Below are 773 nucleotides of genomic sequence, written 5' to 3'. Positions count from 1 at the left end.
ATCCCTTGATTACCGAAAGCCATGGCGGTCAGAGCGGTATGCGCGCCGGCACGGCGTGAATGCCAGCCTGACCGCCGTGGCATACTAGGACAAGGGAGTCAGCCTATGGCCCGGTCGGCGAACATGATCTCCAGTTGGCTGAGCACCAGATCCCAGTTCTGGTATCTGGCGTGCCAGTGTTTCACGATGCGCTGGGAGGCCAGATACAGCATCCGGCGCAGGGAGTCGTCGTTCGTGAAGGAAGGCTTATTCTTTGTGATCTGCCGGAACTGGCGGTTCAGGCCCTCGATGATGTTCGTCGTGTATATGATTTTCCGAATCTCAACGGGGTATTCAAAGAACGTGCTTAAAACCGGCCAGTTTTCCTCCCAGCTTTTCACGCAGGAGGGGTACTGTTTACGCCAGGCCTCTGCAAAGGTCTGCAGGTTTTTCTCGGCTTCTTCTAGCGTGACGGCACCGTAGATCTTCTTCAGATCCGCAACGACTTTCTTGATGTCCTTGTAGCTGACATATCTGGTGGAACTGCGCACCTGGTGGACGATGCAGCGCTGCAGCCGGCTTTTGGGGAAGACGGCCTCGATAGCCTGCATCATCCCACACAGGCCGTCCGTGCAGAACAGATATACATCCAAAACGCCCCTGCTTTTGAGGTCATTCAGCACATTCAGCCAGAATTTGCTGTTTTCGTGCTCTCCAATCCAGACTCCCAGAATGTCCTTCCTGCCATCCATGGTGACACCCAGAACCACATACGCTGCTTTGGTCACGTACCG

1 protein-coding gene is annotated in these 773 nt (G+C 55.0%); it reads right to left on the bottom strand.

All coding sequences use genetic code 11. The features are described 5' to 3' along the window. Nucleotides 1-98: 98 nt before the first annotated feature. Nucleotides 99-773 (bottom strand): IS256 family transposase (locus GPK94_RS15785; protein ID WP_215656259.1); only part of this gene is annotated, 675 nt, incomplete at its 5' end.

The sequence above is a fragment of the Pseudoflavonifractor sp. MCC625 genome (assembly GCF_018784545.1).
Classification (GTDB): Bacteria; Bacillota; Clostridia; order Oscillospirales; family Oscillospiraceae; genus Pseudoflavonifractor_A; species Pseudoflavonifractor_A gallinarum.
This window is presented reverse-complemented; position numbering and strand designations above follow the sequence as displayed.